Origin of the sequence: Candidatus Amarolinea dominans (assembly GCA_016719785.1) — a bacterium.
GTDB classification, from domain to species: domain Bacteria; phylum Chloroflexota; class Anaerolineae; order SSC4; family Amarolineaceae; genus Amarolinea; species Amarolinea dominans.
In genome coordinates, this window is sequence record JADJYJ010000031.1 from 60,215 (window position 1) to 83,394 (window position 23,180).

The window sequence follows — 23,180 nt, forward strand, 5'->3', positions numbered from 1 at the left end:
GTGCGCCCGCGCAGCATCAAGGTGACAGCCAAGTAAACAGAGCACAGGCCTGGAACCGATCCAGGTCATCTGTAAGCAAGAATCGAAAACGGAGGGTATCCAACCCTCCGTTTTCTGTTGTTTTCTGACAGAATTGACACCTTGCCAGACGCCAGGTTCATGCACCCTTAATGTTGACCCGTTATCCTGATTATCTGTCATGGGGTCATCTATGTTGAAGAACAAACTATTCTTATCTTTTCTTGCTGTTTCGTTCATGCTGGCAGCCCTCCTGGCCGGCCTGACGACTTTCCCCAATTCCGTGTTAGCCGGTGCAGCCGCAGCGCATCAGCCGGAAAAAGACGTACTACCAGGCAGGGATGGGCCACAGCCCGCAGCCCATGCCATCTCTCCCGGCATCTACGCGTTCGAGGATTTCGGCCATCTCGATCCACGGCGTTTTCCCATCAAGGGCAGCAACATTATCTTCGAATGGAAATATCTCAACCCGGCGCCGGGCGTCTACGATTGGAGTGGCATTGACAGTTGGCTGCAGACCGAAGCTGGCTGGGGCCTGCCGAGCGGCATGGGCATCACGACCTATTCGGGCATTTGCTGCGGCGGCAACATGGTGCCGCACTGGGTCTATGTCGAACACCCCAGCGCCCGCCTGACCTGCGACCAGGGCTGGACCATTCCCAAGACCTGGGATGCCACCTACCAGGCCGCGTACGGTGAGTTCATCCAGGCGCTGGCCGCCCGTTACGACGGCGATCCTCGCCTGGCCTGGGTGGAGATGGGCGTCGGCACGTTCGGTGAAACGCACCCAACCGACGCCGATTTTCAGGCCTGCGCCATCGCCGCCGGGCTGACCTCCGACCTGTGGGTGCAGGCGGTTGAATCCATCACGGACCTCTACGCCAACGCCTTTCAGCGCACGCCCCTGCTGCTGCAAATGGCGTCTGTCTTTCAGCACGATACCGAACGACGCCAGTTTGCGGACTACGCGGCCAGCCGGGGCATCGGCCTGAAGCACAACGGCATGCTGCCCGACAACGACGGCGTGGTCTACGATAATCCCGCCTACAGCTTTTATCAGGCCGGCGCGTTCGACCTGATGAATAAATGGGGCGACCGCGTACCGATTGGCTGGGAAAGCTACGATTATCTGATCACCGGCTTGACCGGCACCACCTGGGGCATCTTCAACGGCCTGGACAAGCACGCCGACTACATGGTCCTGGCCAGTGACATCACCACCGACCCCGACCGCCGCGCCATTCTTGACTTCGCCAACGCGCACTTAGGCAGCAGCCTGCTGGATACGCCAGGCGTGTGGGTGGCTCTGCGCGAGACGGAACGAACCTGGTATCCCGATCGCGGCAACTACGAATTCTGGCTGTGGCAGAACGATGAGGCGCCCGGCGGCCGCAGCACGCCGCTTTGGAACAGCGGCCCCGCGCCGCAGGGGCGCTACACGCGGCGCACCGACGCACCGGCCAATCCCTATCTCTACTTCGACATCGCCGATGGCTACGTGGCCCTGCATGACGGCGAGGCGCTGGACATCAGCGTGACCTACCTGGATACGGGCGCCGACACCTGGGAGTTGGAATATCCCACCGCCGCCACCCTCTACCAGGGCGCAGGGCAGGTGCGCAAGACCAACACGGCCACCTGGAAGACCGTCACCTTCACGGCGACCGGCGCCAGATTCAATAATCAGCAGCCGGGCGGCGGCGAGCATCCCGGCAGCGATTTTCGCCTGCACAGCCGCGGCGACGGCAACGAAACCATCCACCTGGTGCAGGTCAAACCGCACAACGCCACAACGCCGCCACAAACGGTATCGCTCACCTTGCAGCAGGGGCGAGTGTTGGACAACGGGCGGGCGTACGCGGGCAATCGCGACACGGCGCTGAGTGCAGCCTTTGCCACGCGCAACTTTGGCGCCAATGACGTGCTGGGTGTGCGCGGGAACAACGCCGGCGTCGTCCTGCTGGCCTTTGACTTGGAGACGCTGCCCAAAGAGGCGCCGGTGGTCGTGGCGACCCTGCGCCTGGCCGTGGCCGGACGCACAGCGCCGGGCGAAATCACGCTGAGCGCCAGCCGGCTGCTGCGCCCCTGGGCCGACCGCTACGCCACCTGGCAGCAGGCCGCCGCCGGCTCGCCCTGGACTGAGCCGGGCGCCAACGGTCTGGGCAGCGACCGCCGCGCTGCGCCGGAAAGCAGCGGCCCGGCCGGCGATACCGCCACCTGGGTTGAACTGGATGTCACCGCGGCGGTGCGCGCCTGGCAGGCCGATCCGTTGACCAATCGCGGGCTGGCGCTCTTCAGCGCAGACAGCAATGCGACCCAGGTCAATTTTGCCAGCGCCGAATGGCCCCAAATGGAACAGCGCCCGCAGTTGGTCATCCGCTATGTGCTGCCGGATGGGGCGCCTACCCCAACGCCGACGCCGACGGCCAGCCCCACCAGCACTGGCGTGGCGCCAACGGCCACGGCCACCGCCACGCCCACCCCACGCGTGCGCACCTTGCAGCAGGGCCTCAGCGGCTACAACAGCGTCATTGACACGTACATCAGCAGTTGGAGCCCGAACGGCATTTTCGAGGGGCAAACCAAGCTGGTCGTACGCCATCCTGACGAATTTGCCGCCCTGATCTACTTCGACCTGGCGGGTCAACTGCCGGCCAACGCTCAGATTCGCAAGGCAGAGCTGAAGCTCTTTTCGACCGCGGCCACGGTTGACACCGGATTCTATCTGCGCGCTTATGACCTGTATCGTAACTGGTCGGTCTGGCAGGTCACGTGGCTGCAAGCGCACAGCGGAACGCCCTGGGGACTGCCGGGCGCCAACGACACCACGACCGATCGCTCGCCCGAAGCCGAAGACTGGGGCCACGTCTTCGGCGCCAACACCTGGGCGCGCCTGGAGCTGACCGAGATCGTGCAACGCTGGGCGCAAGATCCCGGCAACAACCGTGGCCTGGTGCTGAAGTCATTTGCCAATCGCAACGTGCAGTATGAATTCGCCAGCAGCGAATGGCCGGATATCACCTATCGCCCCTCGCTGCGTATCGAATACCTGCTGCCGGGCGACATGCCGACCGTGACGGCGACCGCCACGGCCTGTGTGGCCTGCACGCCCACCGCGACCCCAACCGCCACGCGTACCGCCACCCGCACCGTCACCCCGACGCGCACGCCAACGCCTGGCCCGACCGCGACGCCGACCGCCACGCCCACCGTTGGCCCCAGCGCGACGCCAACGCCGACGCCCAGCGTGACGCTGACGCCGACGCGCACACCCACGCCGACGCGGACGCCCACGCCACAACCGACCGCCGCCCCAACCACGGTCACGCTTCAGCAGGGCCTGGAAAACTATGGCGGCGCGGCCGATGCCACGCTGCACAGTTGGTATCCCAGCAGCAACTTTGGCGCGGCGCCGGCCTTGACTTTGCGCACGGGCGATGGCGCACACGCCGCGCTGCGCTTCGATCTCAGCGCCCTGTCCGGGCTGAACGCCGCAGCCGAGATCATCAGCGCCCGCCTGGAGATTTTCGCCAGCAGCCAGAGCAACAGCGCCGCGCAGACATTGACCGCCTACGCGCTTCTACGACCCTGGGACGAGGATGCCGTCACCTGGCTGGCGCCGCGTGCCGGGGAGACCTGGCAGACGTCTGGCGCCAGTGGTGCGGCCGACCGGGGCGTCACGCCGTTGGCCGTGGCGCAGACGGCCGGCGTGGGCGCCTGGGTCAACTTCGACCTGACCGCCGCGGTGGCGCAGTGGGCGGCCAATCCGGCGGGCAACTACGGTGTGCTGATCAGCGCCGGCGGCAGCACGCAGGTGGAGTGGGGCTACGCCAGCGCGCAGGCGGCGTCCGTCGCACAGCGCCCCAAGCTGACGATCACCTACCGCCCGCGGCTGACGGCGCCACAAACGGTCACAATCCAGACCGGCAGCGGCGCCAGTCTCAACCAGTGGTTCCCGGACACCAATTACGCCAGCGATGCCATGCTCAGTCTGCGCGCACCGGCCATCGCCAGCGTGCTCCTGCGCTTCGATCTCGCCGGCGCGCTGCCCGTTGGCAGTACGATTGTCAGCGCCACACTGGCCCTCTACGCGGACAGCAGTACGAACCAATTTGCCCTGACCGGAGAGGTTTTTCAACTGCTGCGACCGTGGGTGAGCGCCGAGGCTACCTGGAATCGGGCCAGCGCGGCCGCGGCCTGGCAGCTGGCGGGTGCGCAGGGCGCCAGCGATCGCCTGACGCCCGCGCTGGCGAGCGCCGAGGTCAATGGGGTGGCGCGTTGGTTTACCTGGAATGTGACCGGCCTGGTGACCGCCTGGCAGGGGACGCCTGCATCCAACCTGGGACTGCTGCTGGAAGCCAGCGGTCAGGCGCAGGTGCAGTACAATCTCGCCTCGCCTCTGTGGGGCGTGCCGTCGCAGCGGCCCAAACTGACGATCGTGTACCTGGAGCCGTAGAAACCAGGCTGCCGAGGCTCCCCCGAGGGCGCGGCCTTTCCGCGGTCCCGCACGGCGCGGCAGTAAAAGACAGGGGCGTTTGCCCCCGTTTTGAATCCAGTCCCTGCGGACCGTGACGATACTCACGGCCCGCAGGGATTTTTGCGTGTCAGCGGCAGCCGCGTGCGGGTACATCGGCCAGGGGATGATAGGTGCGTGTGTCTGTGCCGTAGACCCAGACGTTGCTGAAGGTGGGCACGCCGGGCACATCCACCCAGAAGTAAATCTGATTGGCCGGGTCGCGCGCCAGGCTGAGGTCGAAATCGGCGAAGTCCCAGGCGGTGAAGGTGACGTTGCCGACCGTCAGCGGCCGCGGCGCGCCGGCGATGCCCTGCGGCGCTTGATCCACGCCGCTGTTGACCGCCCAATGCAGGCGCACGTCAGGCTGCCAGGCGCGGTCGCCCACCACGGCTTGCAGGCTGTTGGCGACGAACAGATGGACGCTCAGCGTGCCCCGCGTGGCCTGCGCCACCGGCAGGTTGCCGGCGCTCTGCACCGAGACGATGCGCGCATCGAGCGCCAACGGCCGTCCGGCCGCCACCCCGCTTGGCGCCCGCACCGCGGCCGGGCGGGTCAGCGGGCTGCTGCCATGCGACCAGACGTTGTGCGCGGCGCTCTCCTCATCCACGGTCACAAAAAAGTGCAGCGTGTTGGCCGGGTTACGCGCCGCGCTGACATCCACATCGTTGAAGTCCCACACCGGGAAGGTGCGACCGGCCTCGGTGGCCAGGCGCTTGTCCCCGCGGCCCACGAAGGTCGCTGGCTCACTGTTCTGCGCCATCCACAGGCGCACCGTGGGCGTGGCGCTGCAACTCACCGGGTTCAGGCTGCCGTCCGCAAACAGATACGCGGTGACATTGGCTTGATCGGCCTGGCTGACCGCCGCGCCGTTGTGCGGCCACACGATCTCGATCCTGGCCTGCATCCCGGCGACGGGCGCGGTGGTCGCCACGGGCGCAAGGGCGGTCGGCGCAGGGGTTGGGCCGGGAGTGGGCGTGACCGTCGGCAGGGTGATGATGCCCGGCGTGGCCGTGGGTGTGGGAGTGGGCGTCGCCAGCGCAGTTGGCGTAGCCGTGGCGGTCGGCGTCGGCGTGGCCGTATCGGTCGCGGTCGGCGTGGCTGTATCGGTAGCGGTTGGCATGGCTGTATCGGTAGCGGCGTGACCGTGTCGGTCGGCGTCGTCTCGGTCGGCGTGGCCGTGTCGGTCGGCGTGGGCGTCGCCGTGTCGGTCGGCGTGGGCGTCGCCGTGTCGGTCGGCGTCGGGGTGGCCGTATCCGTTGCCGTCGGCGTTGGCGTAGCCGTGTCGGTCCCGGTCGGAGTAGGCGCGTCGGTCGGCGTCGGGGTGGCCGTATCCGTTGCGGTTGGCGTTGGCGTGGCCGTATCGGTCGGCGTTGGCGTAGCCGTATCGGTCGCGGTCGGCGTCGGGGTGGCCGTATCCGTTGCCGTCGGAGTGGGTGTGGCCGTGGTGGTCGGAGTAGGCGTGTCGGTCGGCGTCGGGGTGGCCGTATCCGTTGCCGTCGGCGTAGGCGTCACCGGGCGGTAGTTGAGCACCAGGCGCGGCTGCAAGGCGCCCGTGGTGATCTCGTTGCTGGCGAGATCGAAACGCACCGGGGCATCGCTGGTGGCCCGGATCAGCAGTCCGAAGTTGGGCGTCTGCCCGCTGAGCCAACGCTGCACGAGCGGCGTGATGTCCAGGCGGTACCAGATGTGGTCGCTGAGCAGCACGCCGGTGGCTGCCGGCGCCTGGCGTTTGTCGCCGCCGGGCGTTCCCCAGGCGGTGCCCGCGGCCGCCTCCTGCCAGGTCACTGTGGCCGGATCCCAGGCCTGCGTCACCTCGTAGGCCGCGATGAAGAGGCGCGTGCTGGCCGAGCGTTGACGGGCGTGAATCTCCAGCGTGGCCTTAGAGACAGCGGCGAAGCCCTGCAGATCGGGCAGGTCAAAGCGCAGCAGCACGGCCGAGCGGCCGCCGGACTGCACGGCCAGCAGTGGTTCTTTGCCGAAATTGGCCGTGGGTGCGTCGGCCCGGATAGCCGCATCGCCGCCGCCCTCGTAACCGGCGCGCCCCTGCTGCAGGATCACCACCCCGGTGGGCACCGTGGTCGGCGTTTCGGTGGGGGTGTCCGTAGCCGTCGGCGTAATGGTTGGGGTGTCGGTCGCGGTCGGCGTGTCGGTCGGCGTTGGTGTGTCGGTCGGCGTCGGGGTATCCGTGGGGGGTATCGGTCGGCGTCGGGGTGTCCGTAGCCGTTGGCGTATCGGTTGCGGTTGGGGTGTCCGTAGCCGTCGGCGTAACGGTTGGGGTGTCGGTCGGCGTCGGGGTGTCCGTAGCCGTTGGCGTGTTAGTCGGCGTCGGCGTGTCGGTCGCGGTCGGTGTGTTCGTTGGCGTCGCCGTGTTCATCGGGGTATCGGTTGGCGTCGGAGTGTCCGTAGGCGTCGGCGTGTTCGTGGCCGTGGGCGTGTTGGTTGGCGTCGGTGTGCGCGTCCGGGTAGCCGTGGGCGTCGGCGTGTTGGTCGCGGTCGGGGTGCGCGTCGGCGTCGGCGTGTTGGTCGGGGTCGGCGTCCGGGTGTGCGTCGGCGTGATGGTCACAGTCGGCGTCGGTGTGTTGGTCGGGGTCGGCGTCCAGGTGCGCGTGGGCGTGATGGTCACAGTCGGCGTCCGGGTAGCCGTGGGCGTTGGTGTGATGGTCACAGTCGGCGTCGGTGTGTTGGTCGGGGTCGGCGTCCGGGTGTGCGTCGGCGTGATGGTCACAGTCGGCGTCGGGGTGTCCGTAGGCGTCGGCATGTTCGTGGCCGTGGGCGTGTTGGTTGGCGTCGGTGTGCGCGTCCGGGTAGCCGTGGGCGTTGGTGTGATGGTCGGGGTCGGGGTCGGGGTGCGCGTAGGCGTCGGCGTGACGGTCACAGTCGGCGTCCGGGTAGCCGTGAGCGTCGGTGTGATGGTCGGGGTCGGGGTCCAGGTGCGCGTCGGCGTGATGGTCACAGTCGGCGTCGGTGTGTTGGTCGGGGTCGGCGTCCGGGTGCGCGTAGGTGTGATGGTCACAGTCGGCGTCCGGGTAGCCGTGGGCGTCGGTGTGATGGTCGGGGTCGGGGTCCAGGTGTGCGTCGGCGTGATGGTCACAGTCGGCGTCCGGGTAGCCGTCGAAGTCGGCGTCCAGGTGCGCGTCGGCGTGATAGTCGGCGTCCAGGTGCGCGTAGGCGTAGGCGTCGGCGTGATGGTCACAGTCGGCGTCCGGGTAGCCGTCGAAGTCGGCGTCCAGGTGCGCGTCGGCGTGACGGTCACAGTCGGCGTCCGGGTAGCCGTCGAAGTCGGCGTCCAGGTGCGCGTCGGCGTGACGGTCACAGTCGGCGTCCGGGTAGCCGTCGAAGTCGGCGTCCAGGTGCGCGTCGGCGTGATAGTCGGCGTCGGCGTCGCTGTGGGCGTCCAGGTCTGGGTACGCGTCGACGTGTTCGTCGGCATAGACGTGGCCGTGGGAGTCCAGGTCGGCGTACGCGTCGGGGTCGGCGTGCGCGTCGGGGTGCGGGTGCGCGTCGGCGTCGGCGCGGTGGGGGTGTTAGTGGGCAGCGGTGGGATGATGACGGTCGGCGTCACTCCACCCGTGGTGACGTTGCGCAGGTCGAGCCAGAGCATGTGCAGGATCGGTTTGATGCCTGAGCCGGTGTATTCGAGCTGGATGTCGGCCCCGTTGTCGAGCTGATTGCCGGCAAAGAGGTCCAACCCATCGAAGGTGGCCCAGCGCCAGGCGCCCGTGCCTTGACGGTTGATGGTCAGGCGACGGCGCGTGCCGGCCGCGTCCGACGCGTAGACGATGTCGAAATCGCTGGTGTCCCTGTCCACGTAGGCCAGGCGCAGGGTGACATTGCCCAGTTGGCGCCCGGCGTGGACCGTGTCCGCCACGTCGAAGCCCAGCCGCGTGGACTGCATCTGCTTGGCGTGGCGCGAGTAAACAGATTCGATGGGAGACGGCAAGCCGGCCGTGCTGCACGAATTGCCGCCGCAGTAGGCGCTGAGATGAACCGACGCGGGTGAGGTCGCGATAACCTTGATGTAGTGTTCGAAGTCGCCAGGCCAGCCGCTGCAGAAAGATCCGCAGTAGGTGCCGCCAAGCGGGTACTCTGTCTCACGTAGGGCCACCCACAGTTGATCATTGGTGGCAGCGGTCTTGCCGAGTTGGCGTTCGATCCAGTTGCCAAAATGCACGGGAAAACCGGCGTCGCCCGTGGTCGGATTGGGCGTCTGCACGGCGTTGAGGGTGCTGACGCTGCTGGTACATGCGCCGCTGTTACGATCAGCCGGGCAGAACCAGGCATCCTGCACATCCACAAAGTCGGCGCGGGCGTTGAGTGCGGCCAGCCAGGACCAGTAGCGCCATTGCATGTCCGCTTGATTGCCGCTTGGAAATGGCAATACCGGCTCGAACTTGGTCGGCAAAATCTCAGCGTAGTGCTTGATCAACTCGAGCGAGCCACAGTCAATGCCAGGCGGGGGCGTGGATCTGGGGTTTTCCACAAACTGGGGCACGTCCGGGCTCATGCCATTGAAGCCAACGCCGATGTGGCGCGGGTTGTAGGACATCATCAAGTTGACCCACGTGCAGCGACTCTCATCAGTGGGCGCCGGCGCGAAGTTGAGATAGACCGGCTTGTTGGGGAAGGCGTCGTGAAAGGCCTGGATGGCCCCGGTGACGAAGGCGGTCATTTGCCATTTTCTGACCGGGAAGTTGTCGTCATCGCCGTTGACGTAACACCAATTGGCGCCAATCTGCGTCTCGTTGTCGTAACCACCGGCAATGATGATGCCGGCGATGCGCGGGTCGTTGTTCCACTGGCGGCCGGCATCCATGACAAGGGTGCGATAGGCCGCCAGCAGATCGGGGTCATCGAAGGCCGGTACGTTGACGGTGTAAGGCGTCAGTGGGCGCGGCGGGTCATCCAGCGTCTGCGTGATCTGGATGACATGATCGGGCGCCAGGGCCTTGACTGAGTTGGGAACGTTGTTGTTGCAGAAGCGCTGGCCGCTGCGCTCAAGGCCCTGCGTCCAGAAGACGGGCAGGGTGAGCCAGACAGGACGGGAAATCCGGCGCCCGTCGGACAGGGTGATCTGCTGGGTCGCGATCTGGCTGACTTTGGCCTCGATAGCGGCCCAGTTGAAAGTGCTGCCCGTGGCCGAGATTTGATCCCAGTAGACATCAATGTGAGAGGCCAGGGCAGGAAGACTCGTCGGCAGCGGCGTTGTCGGCTGATAGTCGTCGCGACGCACCAGGATGTAGTTACCCGGCCCCCACACCGGCTTGGGCGCCAGCGTGGGCGTGGCGGTGGGCGTGCGGGTGGCGGTGGCGGTGGGCGTATGCAGGTCACGCACGCTCGTAGGCGTGGAGGTGCGGGTGGCCGTCCCCGGAATGATGGGGAGGAGCGGACGCAGCAGGAAATAGAGCACAAGACACAGAACGATCAGGATGAGGATCAGGATCGGTAGCCAGCGGCGTTGGTTCTGCATTGGGCGTTCTCCTGGCGCGTCTGGGGATGGCCTATTGTATCACATTTTGGAGTAGGGACAAGCGTCACTTGACGCTTGCGACCGCCATGACGGTGCCCATCACCGCGGCCAGGGGGGTTTCGCGCAGGAACGGCTCGACGTGGGCAAAGAAAGCATCCGCAAACCAACGCGGGAACATGGGCAGCGAAACCTCGCTGTTGAGCCACAAACGGGCGTTGGCCTGGAACAGCCCTTGCCCATGCAGACGTTCGATGGTCAGTCCGGCCCGCTCGAAAAAGTGCTTGAACTCCGGCGCCGAATAGTGCCACATGTAGCGCGGGGTGGTGGGCTGCTGCGCCAGGCCCAGCCGGCGGTAGAGCGCGCCGGGCGCTTCGCCCAACGCGTTCAGGCGCCAGCGGTTGGTCATGCTCAGGATGACCTTGCCGCCGGGCCGCGTCACCCGCGCCATCTCATCCAGCAGACGCTGCGGATGCGGCACATGCATGATCGCTTCCATGCAGAGCGCCACATCGAAGGCCGCGTCAGGGAAAGGCAGTTGCTCGGCATCGGCCTGTAGGAACTGCACGCCCACGCCGTGCTCATCGGCCGCGTGCTGCGCCAGCGCCAGCATCTGCGGCGCAATGTCCAGCGCCGTCACATCGGCGCCGCGCGCGGCCAGGTTGACGGCAAAACGCCCCTTGCCCGTGCTGATGTCCAGGACGCGCTGATCGCGCCACGTCTGCTGCGCCAGCACCCAGCGCAGTTGTTCGGCAAAATGCGCATAGAGCGGATGGGTGGGGTCTTCCGGAAACCACCAGTGCAGGACGGTGTCCGCCTGGCGAAAATAGGTCTTGGTTGCGTCAGTCATAGCTGTTATATCGTTTTCATGTCCATGCAGTGAACCCCGCGCGCAGCCAGGTGCGCCAGGACGCGCTCGAAACAATCGGCGTCCGCGCCCACGAACTCCGGCGGGCAGATGCCGGTGCGGCGGAAAGTCCCGTCCAGGAGCAGGCGTGCCACGCCGGTGCAGGTGTAGCCGGTGGTGCGGGCCATCGAAGAGGTGCCGCTCACCGGATCGGTTTCATCGTACAGATGGTAGCTGTAGGCGCAGGGCTGATCGTTTTCACGGCCACGAATCTGCACCCGCATGATGGTGAACTCCGGCTCGCCGGGCGTCAAGCGCCACTGCTCGAACAGCAGCGCCGCGGTCACCGCCAGCGGCTGCACCTCCGCGCCGTTAATGCGCCGCGGCGTCGCATCGAAGAAACCGCTCGCCTGCAGCACGCGAATCAGCTCGATGTGGCCGGGATAGCGCAGCGTCCTCTCACGCATGTGGGGCACAGAAACGGTGCGCAGCAGCGTGCGCAGCCCGTCGGTGTTGAAGGCTTCGAGTTCGCCGACCGGCGCCAGCGTCACCAGTTCTGCATCGGAGAGCGCCGGTTTGACCACGATCTCGCCGTTGACCACCAGCCGCGCGGGCCGGGTGTACTCCTCGATCACATCAATGGGCGAAAAGGGCGCTTTGTACTGCCAGGGATAAGGCCGCGCCTTGGGCAAACCACCCACCATGCACTCGAACGAATCCACCGCCATGCGGCCATAGTGATAACCGAGGATGAGATTGCCCAGGCCCGGCGCCACGCCGCAATCAACCACCGCAGTGACCCCGGCCTGGCGCGCCAGTTCATCCAGGGCAAACGGGTCTTCAGGGAAAAATGAAATGTCCACGACGTTCTTGCCCGCGGCGATGACGGCCGCCAGCACTTGGAAGCCCATGAAGCCAGGCACTGCGCCGATGACCAGGTCCGCCGGCGCCACGGCCGCGGCGATGGCCGCCGGCTGCGTCAGGTCTGCCTGTTGAAAGGCCAGGCGATGGCGGCCGACCAGGGCCTCCCCGCGGCCGCGATCCGCGTCCACCACCACGACCTCGTACTCGGTGCAAAGATCGGCCGCCATGGCCCCGCCCACCATGCCCGCGCCCAAAACAACCACTTTTTTCATCATTCATGCCCCCACATGGTGAGTCATTTTACCACACCACAGAGGGGACTTCCAAGCGGTTGAGGGGCGCGCCAGCATTACGCCCATCACTACTGGCAATCTTGCCGACAGGCAGCCATCACAGTATACTCTGGGTAGTCCCCAAAATGCAGATCTACATTTTCTTACGTTTTCTTACGTTTTCTTACATTGTCTTACTTTGTCTTACTTTTTCTCGAAGGAGGGGCCGTTCCATGCATACGCTCAATGCCGCCATGTTCCTGGAGGACGCCGCACAGCGGGCCGGTGACAAACCGTTTCTGTTGACCGGACAGCAGCCCGTGACCTTTGGCCAGGTCGAAGAAAACGCGCGCCGCGCGGCTCGCATGTTCACCGACCTGGGCATTCAACCCGGCGAACGCATCGCGTTCCTGCTGGGCAATTCACCCACGTTCATGGCCTGTTACTTCGGCGCGCTCAAGATGGGGGCCGTACCAGTACCCCTCAACCCGCAGTCTCCCGGCCCAGAAGTGGCCTACTATCTGACCGATTCCCATGCCGGCGCGTTCGTGGCCGCCGAGCCTTTCCTGGAAGCGGCCCAGGCCGGTTTTCAGGCGGCCGGCACCTGCCAGCACTTCCTGTTCGACAATCTGCCCGGCAGCACGGCCTGCCCGCCCGCGGCCCAACGCCTGGCGCCGCTGCTGAGCGCCGCCAGCAGCGACTTCACGACCGCGGTCACCCAACCGCAGGACGTAGCCGTCGTGCTTTACACCTCCGGCACCACCGGGCGCCCCAAAGGCGCGATGCTCAGCCATGCCAACCTGCACTTCTTCACCGAACTGCTCGCGCGCGATCAGTGGGAGCTTGGCCCCAGCGACGTCATCCTGATGACCGCGTCGGCCTCGCACATCTTCGGCCAGACCATCCTGCTTGTGGCCTGCGCCACCACCGCCGCGCTGAGCCTGGTCGGCCGCATTGACATCGCCACCCTGGCCGCCAACATCCAGCGCGACCGCGTGACCTACTTCGCGGGTGTGCCCATGCTGGCCAACCTGCTGCTCCACTCTCCGCAAGTGGCCGCCTTCGATCTCAGCTCCCTGCGCAAGGTGATGTTCGGCGGCGCCACCATTTCTTCCGAAGTCATGGCGCAGTTCAAGGCTCGCTTCCAGGTTGAAGTCATCACCGGTTACGGCATGACCGAGGCGGTGCCCCTGACCTTTGCCAACGCGGCCCTGATGCGCAGCGCGCCGCCCGGCTCGGTGGGCAAGCCGGTGTGGGGCACCTCCCTGCGCATCGTGGATGAGACGGACGCCGACATGCCGCCGGGCAGCGCTGGTGAAATTATCGTGCGCGGGCCGCAGGTTTTCAGTGGCTATCAGAATCGGCCAGAAGCCAACGCCGAAGCCCTGCGCGGCGATTGGTTCCACACCGGGGACGCCGGCTACCTGGACGCCAACGGCTATCTGTTCATCGTGGACCGCCTGCGCGAGATGGTCAAGGTCAGCGGCTATTCGGTCTTCCCGGCCGAAGTTGAACGGGTGCTGCAGGCCCATCCGGCCGTAGCCGAAGTCGCCGTCATCGGCCTGCAGCGCAAAAACCTGGATGAGCGTCTGAAAGCCTTCATCGTACTCAAGCCCGGCGCCGAGGCCAGCGTGCGCGAGCTGATCGCCTACTGCGAATCACAGTTGGCCGAGTACAAATGCCCGCGTCTGATCGAATTCCTCGCCAGCCTGCCGAAAAGCCCCACCGGCAAAATTGACAAGAAAAGTCTGGCCGAGTGATGACAGCGCCTGAGGCCGACACCCTGGTTGATGTGCTGCGCTGGCGCGCCAGTCAGCAGTCGGACCGCCCCGCCTACATCTACCTGACCGATGGCGAGACAGAGGAACAGCGCCTGACCTACGGTCAACTGGACCAGCAGGCACGTCAGATTGCCGCGGCGCTGCAGCGCGTGGCCAAACCAGGCGACCGCGTGCTCGTCCCCTTCCCGTCGGACCTGGCGTTCATGGCGGCCTTCTTGGGCTGCCTGTACGCGGGCATGATCGCCGTGCCCGCGCACCCGCCGGCCCTGCAGCGCGCGGGACGGCCGGCCACGCGCCTGTCATGGATCGTGCAGGACGCGGGCGCGACCGTGGCCCTGGCCGCGCCCGAGGTCATCGCCACTCTCGATCGCCGCATCGGCCAGACGCCCGGCCTGGCCGCGCTGCACTGGCTGGACCTCCAGCAGGCGTTGGCCGAACCAGGGCCGCCCTGGCAGCCGCGCCCGCTCACCCCGCAGACGATCGCTTTCTTGCAGTACACCTCCGGCTCCACCACCGACCCCAAAGGCGTGATGATCCCGCACAGCAGCATCCTGGCGAATGCCCGCTGCCTGCAAAGCGTCTGGGAGCAGGATGAAACGACGGTCGTCGTCAACTGGATGCCGCTGCAGCACGACGGCGGCCTGATCGGCATGGCCCTGCAAGCGATCTTCATCGGCGCGCCCTGCGTCCTGCTTTCGCCCACCGATTTTCTGCAAAATCCGGTGCGCTGGCTGCAGGCCATCAGCCGCTTCCGCGGGCACACTAGCGCCGCGCCCAACTTCGCCTACGACCTGTGCGCACAAAAGATCACGCCCGCGCAAAAGGCCGGCCTCGATCTCAGCAGTTGGCAGGTGGCGGTCAACAGCGCAGAACCGGTGCGCGCCGAAACGTTGGCCCGCTTCGACGCCGCGTTCGAGCCGTGCGGCTTTCGGCCGCAGAACTTCTATCACGCCTACGGGCTGGCCGAAGCGACCCTGTTCGTGGCGGGCAGCCGCAAAGCGACGGCGCCGTCCATCTTCACCTTCGACCCGCGCGGCCTGGAGCAGCAGCAGGTGCGCCCGGCCACGGGCGTGGATGGCTACGCCCTGGTGGGCTGTGGACGTCCGCTGAGTGCCCCTGACGTGGAACTGGTCATCGCCCAGCCTGAACAGCGCATCCTCTGCGGCCCCGACACGATCGGCGAAATCTGGTTCCGCAGCCCCAGCGTGGCCGCAGGCTACTGGAATCGCCCGGACGAGACGCAGCACACCTTTGGCGCCACCCTGGCCGACAGCGGCGCCGGCCCCTTCCTGCGCACGGGCGACCTGGGCTTCTGGCATGCAGGTGAGCTGATGATCCTGGGACGCATCAAAGACCTCATCATCGTCCAGGGGCGCAACTTCTACCCGCAGGACATCGAGCTGACCGTCGCGGCCAGTCACGCGGCCCTGCAAACCGATAGCTGTGCGGCCTTTGGCGTCACCGTCGCCGGCCAGGAGCGCCTGGTGATCGTGCAAGAGCTGCGTCGCGAGTTCCGCAAGCGCCAGGATCAGGCCGATGAAATCGTGCGCGCCATTCGCCTGGCCGTGGCGCGGCAGCACGGCATCCTGGCCTACAGTATCGCCCTGATCGCCCCGCTCAGCCTGCCCAAGACGAGCAGTGGCAAGGTGCAGCACCAGACCACCCGCCGCCTGTACCTCGACGGCGCGCTGGAGACCGTGGCCGCATGGACCGCGCCGCCGCCCACGGCCGCGGCCGCGGATCTGTCACGCGCAGCGGTGGAGCTGACGCTGCAGGAGCTTTTCCAGGCCGTCCTGGGCGCGGCCGTGCCCGATCGCAACACCAGTTTCTTCGACCTGGGCGGCGATTCCCTGGCCCTGGTGGAGCTGCACGTGCTGATCGAGGAACATCTGCAACGCACCGTGCCTGCGCAGACGCTCCTGCAGGCGCCCAGCGTGGCCGGCATGGCCCAGGCGCTGGTGAGCGCAGAGCCTGGCGAGCCGCCCGCGGCTAAGCCAGTTTTGGAGAAAACCGCCCTTTCTACGCCGCCGCGGCCGCGCGTGCATACCATCCTGGCCCGGCCTGATCTGTCCACCCGCCAGAAGATCAGCGCGCTGGCGCAGGCGCTCATGCGCGGCGGACCGCAGGCCGTGGGCAGCCGGCTGCCCTACGCGACCGGCGCCCGGCTTCTGGCCTGGTTGAGCGGCCAGACCTGGCTGCAGCAGCGCGCGTTCCAGCCGCAGGTGGCCCTGCTGCGCCGCTGCCTGGCGCTGCTCGATCAGCCGGTCGCGGCGAAGGCGGTGATCCGCTTGAGCCTTTGCTCCAACCTGTGGCATGCCTGGCGCCTGGCCGCGCTGGCCCAGGCCACGCCGGCGGTCTTCGACGCGTACGTGCAGGTGCAGGGCCTGGAGATTTTGGCCGCGGCCCAAGCGCAGGGCCGCGGCGTCATCATCCTCAATCGCCATGCCGCCCTCAGCACACTCTCCCTGTTGATCCTGGCCCGCCAGGGTGTGGACGACTTGATGATCGTGGGCCGCGGAGGCGCCAAGCTCGATCTGCTCGGCCTGCACCGCTACAAAGGCCGTTTCCTGGTGGATGATGAGAGCCAGCGGGTGGATGAAAAGGTGGGGTTGGCCGCGCAGATGGTGGTGGGCCTGCAAACCCTGAACCGCGGCGGCGTGCTGAGCATCGCGGCGGATGGCTACCAGGTCAGTCAGGCGCTCACGCTGCCCTTCTACGGTCGCCAACGGCCGTTTGGCGTCGGTTTTGCCGAGCTGGCCGTGCGCAGCGGCGCGGCCGTGATTCCTGTCTTCGTGACGCTGAGCCTGTCCGGTCACGTGCAGATGCAGTGTACCGAGCCGCTGACGCCGCAGGGGCAGATGGCAGACGAACGGGTGCGCAGCCTGGTGCAGCAGTACGCGGCGCAGTACGCCGCCGCCTGGCCGCATGACCTGGGCAACTTCTACTGGGGACACTTGAGCAAGTACCTGGCGCTGCCGGAAATCGCGCTACTGCCCGCTCAAATTGCCTCGATGCAGGATCAAGCAGATGTCATTGCTCGTCGTCTATGCAGCAGTTCCAAATGTAGCCATCCATGTGACTGGCCAGCGCCAGGCCGTCCTGGTGGGCGCGACGCGTCCCGTAGGGACACCTGACCTTAGCCATCATCGCACGAGCCGTATCCGTCCCGTAGGGACGGTTGAATCCATCCCCCGCGGTCGTGGTATGGCGACGGATTGCGCTCGGGGCGGCCTCATTCAATCGTCCCTACGGGACGACGGGTGTGGGGGGCATCGCTAAGGTCAGGGCGTCCCTACGGGACGACGGGTGTGGGGGGCATCGCTAAGGTCAGGGCGTCCCTACGGGACGACGGGTGTGGGGGGGGGCATCGCTCGCTCAAGTCAAGGCGCCCCTACGGGGCGCCGCATTTCCAAATGTAGCTTTCCAACGCCCACAATCCCTCTTGCTGCCCACCTATCTCGGGGATCTTGGGCCAAAACCGCCCAAACGAGGAGCGCAGGCCCATTTACGGGCAGCCATTCCGTTCACATTTGGAATTCCTGTCGTCTATGACTTCAGGATGGCGGCGATCTCATGAGTACGGCCGGCAATAGCGGCGGCGGTCTGACGGCGCAGATCGAGGCCCACAGCAGCCGGCGCGCCGATCAACGCGCCTTCGACCTCGGCCAGCGCGGCGTAGATCAAGCGCAGCAGGCGCCGGGCTTCCGTGAGTTCGTGGCCGAGCGCCAGCAGCGTCTTGTCCACCTGGATGGTGTGCTGGCGCAGATGCGCGTCGAAGCGATGCAGGCGAAAGCGCAGCGGCATGTCGTACCCTTCCCAGTAGCGCGCGGGCCAGGCCAATTCATCTTCTGTCACGTCGGCCAATTCGGCCAGGACGCGATCGTGCCAAGCGGCGTCGAAAGCCAAAAGATCCGTAAACTCGCCTTCGAGCTGCGCGTTCAGCGCCTCGAAGCTGACGCCAGCCGTGGACTGCCAAAGCTCATCGGTCATGTCCGGCGGCTCTGCGACGCCGCCGCGCCGGCTGTCCAGCGCGCCGCGCACCACCGCGTAGAAACCGATCGTGGCCTTGGTCATGTGGGCCAGGGTTTGCTGCACGGACCATTCGCCCGCTGCAGGCGCCTGGGCGGCCAGGGCCGGCGACACACCCAGCAGCGCGGCCTGCAGATCACGATGCGCCAGGTGGTAGAGCGCCAGGATGCGCTGACCGGCCGTCGGCGCGCAGCCGGCGGCGACGCGGGCCGTCAACAGGCGCACTTCCAGCTCTCGCAGTTCCTCGTAGGTGCGAAAGAAGGCAAAGCGCACACCTTCCTCGTCGTATGCACCCCACACCCAGGGACGTTCCAGGTCGGCGGCCGCAGCGCCCTGGGTAACGCGTGCAAACTCCTCCACAGCCTGGACAATGTTGATCTCTCCCATGTTGATTCTCCTTGATTCGTTAGCCCGGCGGCGTACAGACCGTGACCGCCGTGACGCGGTCGCCGCGCAGTTCCATCACATTGACTCCCTGCGCCACGCTGGTGCGGGGCGGCACCTCGGCCGCGTCGAAGCGGATCAGCTTGGCAAACGCGCTGATGCACAACATCTCATCCGCGGCGCGGACCGGCAGCGCGGCCACCAGGGATTCGGTCTTGATGGCGATCTTGCCTTGCCCGCCTGCGGATTTGCTGGCGGCAAAACTCTCCATCGGCCGGAACACCCCCTGTCCATCCGCGCTCACCAGGAGCACGCTGCCGTCAGCGGGCAGCGGCGCCATGCCCACCAGGCGCTCCTGCGGCGTCAGCCTGATGCCGCGGGTGCCTCGGTGCGACACCAGTTTCTCCTCGAAACGGATGCCCAGGCCGGTGTTGCTCGCCAGGAAAAGATCGCCATCGCCGCGGCTCAGACACATCACCGTCGGCGGGCCGCCATCCTTGGGCTCATACAGAATGGTGCCATCGGCCAGATTGGGGCCGACGAAGTTGCGGCGCATGCGGCGCACAGCGCCTGTGGCCGTGCCCAGCAGCACCCAGGGGCGATCGTTTTCATTGGCATCGTTGACGGCCAGCACTGCGCTGATCTTCTCGCCCTCAGTCAGGCGCAGGCGTTCGGCCAGGCCATCGCCCCGGTCACGCACCTCGCCCAGGTGCAGGCTGCTCACCGGTACGCGGTACGCGCGGCAGCGACTGGTGACCACCAGCAGCGTCTCGCTTTCCAACGCAATCAGGAGAAAGGCGGGCGCGTCATCGTCCTTCAGCTTGATGTCGTAAACGCCCATACCGCCCCGGCGCTGTTTGCCATACGCGTTGAGCGGCGTGCGCTTGACCATGCCCTGGCCGCTGATGCTGATGAGCATCGTAGCGGGCGAATACTGGATGGCCGGCAGATTGAGCGGCTCCGGCTCGGCCGCGGACGGCCGGGGAGCGCTGACCCGCGGCGCGGCCGCTCGTTCCACGCGGCGCACGCCCCTGGTCTGTTCCAACTCCGTGCGCAGGCTGCGATTTTCGGCCTGCAACATCTCGATGTACGCGCGCATGGCCGGGGCAAGCGTATTCAGGTCGGGAATAGGGGTGCTGTGAATGTCGTCAGGCATGGACTCTCCGTAGGCTGGCAGTTTCAGGACGCCGTCACTGTCATATCGGGCGGCACGAGTTGCATCCAGGTGTTGCCCGGCTTGAGCGGAATGACCTGGCCGTTAGCATCCAGGAAGGTCAAAGGCGATTGGCGCTCTGGCCGCACCCACTTGCCGGGGTAGGCCTTGCCGTCGCGGTAGACAGTCAACACGCCCTCGCCCCACACCTGAATCTCAATCGAACGATTGATGCCCACATCCACCGTGCCGTGCTCCAAAATGGGCGTCGCCACATGCACGGCCGTGAGCACCACGACATTGGCCGCGCTCAACTGCGTGTTCGTCCCGGCGTCCTTGTGGATGGCGCCGCCCTGCCAGCGCAGCCAACGGCCCGCCTTGGAATCGTAGCGCCATTCGACGCGGTCGCTGCGGGTGGGATAGGGAATCTTGAGGTTGGACGCCGCGCTGCCGCCGGCTGGCGCGGCCGCGTCGAACGTCCAGCCGAGTTTCGGCTCAGGCGCTTTGTTCCAACCGCGCTTCTGCGCCACATTCCACAACGTGGTCGTGCTGGCATACAAATTGTGTGGCACCGCGCGCTTGGGATCGCGGAAATAGGCCGGGCCGTTGAGCGCCTGCTCCAAAAGCCGCTCCTTGAAGTCCGATTCGTACAGCATCTTGCGCACTTCGGTGGACGCGCCGGAGAAGCAGAGCACAGCATCAAAAATCACCGGCCATTCCATGTCAGGCAGGCGTGCGCTGCGGATCGAACCGACGCGCTCCGCGCCCTGGCTGTGAAAGATGGCCGTCATGCGCGTCAGATTGTACTCGACGCGGTGCTCGATCACCACATCGGCCTTGCTCAAACCGCCTTGCGGCCGCACATTCACCGTATTAGCCACCTTGATCGCCAGCGGCCGCCGCGTCAGAATTTTTGAATCGCGCACCGGCAGCCCGGTAAACGGCGCAACTGCACCATCGGCCGGCGTCGTTCCCGCCGGCGCCGGACTCGCCGCCGCCGGGCTTAGCAAGCCCGTCAACAAAACCACCACCCCCATCAACACCCGCGCTACACCCCAAAGCCGTCGCATCCTCACCTTCCTCCCTCTTCCCCAAGTCAACCTTCTTCCTCAATCAACCTTCTTCCAATCAACACCCTCACCACCCGATCTCCGTTCTCCGTTCTCCGTTCTCCGTTCTCCGTTCTCCGTTCTCCGTTCTCCGTTCTCCGTTCTCCGATCTCCGTTCTCCGTTCTCCGTTCTCTCTCCTCTTTCACCACCCGCTATTCATTGCGCACGAAGGCGTTCTCACTCAACAGGGCGAAGGATACTCTGCACTTTGTACTTTGTACTTTGTACTTTGTACTTACTGCGCCGTCACCGTCATATCGAGCGGCACGAGTTGCATCCAGGTGTTCCCCGGCTTGAGTGGGATCAGATTGCCATTGCCATCCACAAAGCGCAGCGGGTCCTGACGGCCGCCGCGAATCCACTTGCCCTGGTAGGCCTGGCCATCGCGATAGACGGTCACCGGGCCTTCGCCCCACACCTGGATTTCGATCGAGCGGTTGACGCCGCGATCCACGGTGTCGTGCTCCAGGATCAGGGTGGGCACATGATTGGCCGCCATCACCACGACGTTCGCGCTGCTCAACTGCGCGCCGATGCTGGCATCATTTTGCGCCACGCCGCCCTGCCAGCGCAGCCAGCGACCGCTGCCCGCGTCGTAGCGCCACTCCACGCGGTCAGTGCCGGTGGGATAGGGAATCTTGATACTGGTCACACTGCGGCCGTTGGCCGGCGGGTTGGCGCTGAAAACCCAGCCCAACGCCGGCTGCGGCCGCTTGTCCCAACCGCGGGCCGCGGTCACGTTCCACAGGGTGGTGGTGCTGGCAAACAGGTTGTTGGGCACCGCGATGTTGGGGTCGCGGAAGTAGGCGCTGCCGTTACGCGCCTGTTCCAGGATGCGGTCGGCAAAATCGGAGGCGTAGAGCTTCTGGCGCACCGGCTCGACGCCGCCGGAGAAGCAGAGCACCGCGTCGAACACCGCCGGCCATTCCAGATCAGGCAAGCGCGCGCTGCGAATCGAGCCGACGCGCTCCGCGCCCTGGCTGTAGTAAATCACCGTGAACCGGGTGAGGTTGTACTCGACGCGCTGCTCGATCACCACATCCGCCTTGCTCAGCCCGTCCTGCGGCCGCACGTTTTCGGTGTTCGCCACCTTGATCGCCAGGGGCCGCCGGTCACGCACGGTCGCGTCGGTCAGCGGCAGGCCGGTGAAAGGCGCCAGGTTGGGGTCTTTGGCCGGATCGAGATAATTGCCGGGCAGCGGCGCCGGCGTAGGCGTGTCAGTTGGGGCGGGGGTGTCGGTGGGCGGCGCCGGGGTGTCCGTTGCCGGCGGCGCCGGCGTATCGGTCGGCGGGACGGCTTTGGGCGCGTCGGTGGCCTGGGCCGCGGGCGCCTTCGGCGTCTTCGTTGGCGTGGGTGAAGGCGCGGGGGTGGGCTGGCCGCAGCTGGTCAGCAGCAGGATCGCAATCAGCAGCCAGGGTAGACCCCAGGCGCGGCGGTGATTCACAGTAGGTTTGATACGCATAGGACTCATTCTCGCAACAACAGGTTCAGAGTCACCGCCTGATACAACCAGAGCGGCGTAACGTGATTATAACATCGGGGTATCAGTGGCCCAAATGGCCGGGGGAGGCAGATAACGGATGGGCCAGTTGTGCCGCTCAGGGTTCACTTCTGCGCACGGCAGCCTCTGCTTGTGCCAGAACCACGCTGCCGCGCGCCGGCGGACGTCTGGTCATGAGGTCAGCACATCTCCTGCAGACGGCCTGCGTCATCACAATGGGAAAACAGGCGACTCTGGCACCGGCCAGGTCGTCGTGCCCGCTGCCGGGTTGCCAGCACCTGGCTGGGCAACGGGTGGCAGCGATTCCCCTTGCGCAGGAGGATAGCATGAGATCCAAAACACTGATGCTCATCGGCGGCGCGCTGTTGGCCCTGTTCGTGCTTGCGAGCGTGGCCTCGGCGAGTCTGGGGCGCATTGCCCCTGTCCAGGATCCCTGGTTCATTCTGACACCTCCCCCCGGTGGCCGACCAGTTGAGCCTCGGACGTTCTGGCTTTACCTGCCCCTGTTTCAGTACAGCGTGCCCGCGGTTCCGCCGACGGCTACGCCGACGCCGACCGTGCAACATACGGCAACGGCCACCGCCACCCCTTCACGCACCCCCACGCCCACCCCGACCGGCGCTATCTTCCCCGCCATTGTGCGCGAGCTGATTGTGGCACCCGGCGAGCCAGGCCCAGTGTATGCCCTGACCAACAGCCAACTGCTGCTGGTCAGCACCGATCGCGGTGAGACCTGGCAGCAGGCGCCGCAAGGCGTGCCGGCAGCCGTAGGCCGAGCTGGCCTGGGCATGGCACGCCACCCAGCTACCGGGTGGCGGGCTGTTCCGCCCAACGCCAGGGCCAGGGAGTTCCAACACACGGGGGGGGGCCCCGGGGGCCGGGGGGGGGGGGGGCCATCCCCATCATTGCCGGAGACCCCACGCTGGCGCACCTGGGACGCGGGCGCGCCCTCATGGGCTATTATGTAAACACCGGCCTGGCCTCGGCGTTCAGGGGCCGCAACCGGGCGGCGGGGCCGGCTGGGGGGCGGCGCCTCGTCACCTGACCCGGAGTGCGCGCCCCCAGCAACCACCACGTCAACGGCCGCCAGATCGCCGACACCCACGGCGCGGGGGGCGGCTAACCGGCGGGGCCCCCGACCAACGTCACAGAATCAGCCGGCGCGATGGCGGTGCGCGGGGGGGGCCACCTGGCAGCCCAGGACCCGACTGCGCCCTTTGTGCGGTTGTCGGCTGGACCAC

12 protein-coding genes and 1 pseudogene are annotated in these 23,180 nt (G+C 66.4%); 4 read left to right on the forward strand and 9 right to left on the reverse strand.

Annotated elements, in window-relative coordinates; all coding sequences use genetic code 11:
* Positions 1 to 211: 211 nt before the first annotated feature.
* Positions 212 to 4,474: a DNRLRE domain-containing protein gene (locus IPM84_24270; GenBank protein MBK9095809.1), complete on the forward strand. Its 4,263-nt coding sequence runs from the start codon at positions 212 to 214 to the stop codon at positions 4,472 to 4,474.
* A gap of 148 nt (positions 4,475 to 4,622) precedes the next feature.
* Here IPM84_24270 and IPM84_24275 read toward each other — a convergent pair whose 3' ends face one another.
* From IPM84_24275 to IPM84_24295, 5 genes and pseudogenes are all read right to left on the reverse strand, one after another.
* Positions 4,623 to 5,417, reverse strand: a complete 795-nt coding sequence (locus IPM84_24275; GenBank protein ID MBK9095810.1) for a hypothetical protein — start codon at positions 5,415 to 5,417, stop codon at positions 4,623 to 4,625.
* On the reverse strand, positions 5,336 to 6,595 hold the full coding sequence (locus tag IPM84_24280) for a DNRLRE domain-containing protein (protein ID MBK9095811.1): 1,260 nt from the start codon (positions 6,593 to 6,595) through the stop codon (positions 5,336 to 5,338). The genes IPM84_24275 and IPM84_24280 overlap by 82 nt, the downstream gene beginning before the upstream one ends.
* 433 nt (positions 6,596 to 7,028) lie before the next feature.
* Positions 7,029 to 7,436 (reverse strand): annotated as a pseudogene (locus tag IPM84_24285) (hypothetical protein).
* Between the two features lie 2,629 nt (positions 7,437 to 10,065).
* Positions 10,066 to 10,848 carry a class I SAM-dependent methyltransferase gene (locus IPM84_24290; protein MBK9095812.1) on the reverse strand — a complete coding sequence of 261 codons (783 nt, stop codon included), beginning with the start codon at positions 10,846 to 10,848 and terminating at the stop codon, positions 10,066 to 10,068.
* Between the two features lie 5 nt (positions 10,849 to 10,853).
* Positions 10,854 to 11,984: a saccharopine dehydrogenase NADP-binding domain-containing protein gene (locus tag IPM84_24295; protein ID MBK9095813.1), complete on the reverse strand. Its 1,131-nt coding sequence runs from the start codon at positions 11,982 to 11,984 to the stop codon at positions 10,854 to 10,856.
* 230 nt (positions 11,985 to 12,214) lie between these two features.
* Here IPM84_24295 and IPM84_24300 point away from each other — a divergent pair, with 230 nt between their 5' ends.
* Positions 12,215 to 13,741, forward strand: coding sequence for an AMP-binding protein (locus tag IPM84_24300; protein ID MBK9095814.1), 1,527 nt, complete (start codon positions 12,215 to 12,217; stop codon positions 13,739 to 13,741).
* Complete coding sequence (locus IPM84_24305; GenBank protein ID MBK9095815.1) at positions 13,741 to 16,896, forward strand: AMP-binding protein; 3,156 nt, start codon at positions 13,741 to 13,743, stop codon at positions 16,894 to 16,896. Before IPM84_24300 ends, IPM84_24305 begins: the two co-directional genes overlap by 1 nt.
* 412 nt (positions 16,897 to 17,308) lie before the next feature.
* Here the strand turns inward: IPM84_24305 and IPM84_24310 are convergent, their stop codons facing one another.
* The 4 genes from IPM84_24310 to IPM84_24325 all read right to left on the reverse strand — a co-directional run bounded on the left by IPM84_24310 (position 17,309) and on the right by IPM84_24325 (position 21,900).
* The gene (locus IPM84_24310; protein ID MBK9095816.1) at positions 17,309 to 18,178 is read right to left on the reverse strand and encodes a DinB family protein; all 870 of its coding nucleotides are present in this window, start codon (positions 18,176 to 18,178) and stop codon (positions 17,309 to 17,311) included.
* Between the two features lie 19 nt (positions 18,179 to 18,197).
* Positions 18,198 to 19,331, reverse strand: a complete 1,134-nt coding sequence (locus IPM84_24315) for a hypothetical protein (GenBank protein ID MBK9095817.1) — start codon at positions 19,329 to 19,331, stop codon at positions 18,198 to 18,200.
* Positions 19,332 to 19,354: 23 nt separating this feature from the next.
* Positions 19,355 to 20,398: a DUF3048 domain-containing protein gene (locus IPM84_24320; protein MBK9095818.1), complete on the reverse strand. Its 1,044-nt coding sequence runs from the start codon at positions 20,396 to 20,398 to the stop codon at positions 19,355 to 19,357.
* A gap of 275 nt (positions 20,399 to 20,673) precedes the next feature.
* Positions 20,674 to 21,900, reverse strand: coding sequence for a DUF3048 domain-containing protein (locus IPM84_24325; GenBank protein MBK9095819.1), 1,227 nt, complete (start codon positions 21,898 to 21,900; stop codon positions 20,674 to 20,676).
* A 365-nt stretch (positions 21,901 to 22,265) separates the two neighbouring features.
* On the opposite strand from IPM84_24325, the gene IPM84_24330 reads away from it, so the two are divergent.
* On the forward strand, positions 22,266 to 22,907 hold the full coding sequence (locus tag IPM84_24330; protein MBK9095820.1) for a hypothetical protein: 642 nt from the start codon (positions 22,266 to 22,268) through the stop codon (positions 22,905 to 22,907).
* Positions 22,908 to 23,180 lie beyond the last annotated feature (273 nt).